This window comes from Saccharothrix hoggarensis, assembly GCF_042678885.1.
In the GTDB taxonomy this organism is placed as follows: Bacteria; Actinomycetota; Actinomycetes; order Mycobacteriales; family Pseudonocardiaceae; genus Actinosynnema; species Actinosynnema hoggarensis.
Window position 1 is genome coordinate 1 of the sequence record NZ_JBHTLK010000519.1, and the last position, 716, is coordinate 716.

Here is a 716-nt window from a genome sequence, read left to right on the forward strand (position 1 = left end):
CTGCTTCGGCGCGAGCGGGGCGGGCGACGGCGTGCGCGGCGTGCCCGCCTGGCGGGTGGGGCGCTGCGGCAGGCCGGCGCCGGTCATCGGCACGGGGTTGCCCGCCAGGAGCTCGGGCGCGAGCGTGGGCACGAACGGCTGGTCGTTGCCCACGGGGCGGGGCGCCGGGCGGGGCCGTTCGGGCTCCGGCTCCAGCACCTCGTCGTCGGGCAGCGGCTCGAAGAGGCTGCGCGGGCGTGCCGGCTCGTCCTTCTTCACCTCGGCGGGCTTCGCCTGGCCCGGCTTCGGCTGGGCGGGCTTGGGCTCGGCCGGCTTGCCCTCGGCGGGCTTCGACTCGGGCTGCGACTCGGACGCCTTGGGCTCGGCCGGCTCGGCGTCGGCAGGCTTGGCGTCGGCAGGCTCGGCGTCGGCAGGGGCTTCGGCGGAGCCGGTCGCGGCGGCGTGGAACTCGACGGGCTGGAACTCGTCGGAACGGGCCTGGGCCGGCTGCGGCTCGGGAAGCCGCGGCGCGGGCGGCTGGAAGCCGGTGGGCTGCGACTCCTCGGAACGCGACTGCGACGGCTGCGACGGCTCCGACTCGGTCCGCGACGGCGGGAAGCCCGCGGGCCGGGGCTCGCTCGACCAGCTCTCGGTCGGCTGGAAGCCGGTGGGGCGGCCCTCCGCCGGCGCGGGGCGCGTCACCTCGGGCTCGGTCGCCACGGCGGGCTCGGCGTCCG

Annotated in this window: 1 pseudogene; it reads right to left on the reverse strand. The window is 79.1% G+C overall.

From position 1 onward, the window contains the following. Positions 1 to 699: pseudogene (locus ACFQ3T_RS36890) on the reverse strand (hypothetical protein); the annotation flags it as partial. Positions 700 to 716 lie beyond the last annotated feature (17 nt).